Origin of the sequence: Vibrio sp. 10N.222.52.C12, assembly GCF_041474215.1 — a bacterium.
Classification (GTDB): domain Bacteria; phylum Pseudomonadota; class Gammaproteobacteria; order Enterobacterales; family Vibrionaceae; genus Vibrio; species Vibrio crassostreae_C.
The window spans coordinates 1-289 of the sequence record NZ_JBFRTR010000231.1; the positions used below are offsets into that span (position 1 = coordinate 1).

General features: G+C 45.0%; 1 pseudogene. It reads right to left on the reverse strand.

The window, feature by feature from the left end:
- A pseudogene (locus tag AB4623_RS23990) lies at positions 1-289 on the reverse strand (site-specific integrase); the annotation flags it as partial.

Genomic DNA, 289 nt, shown 5'->3' on the forward strand with positions numbered 1-289 from the left:
CCGCCTCTCCCCACCTAGCCCCTGTGGCTAAGCAAATTTTCACGATAAACACCAAAGACCGATTGCTGACTGTTTGACAAGAATCCAATAACCTTGCGATCTCATCATGCTCCAAATACCTCAACTCTTTTTCACGCTCTTTGAATTGACGAATTTGAATGAGCGGATTATCGAACTCAATCACCCCTAACCGACTTAATTCATTGAACATTGCTCTGAGATAGGCATGCTCTCGGTTGATCGTGGTCGTTGTCACTTCAATACTTCGCAGCTCTCGATAGTGCGCAAA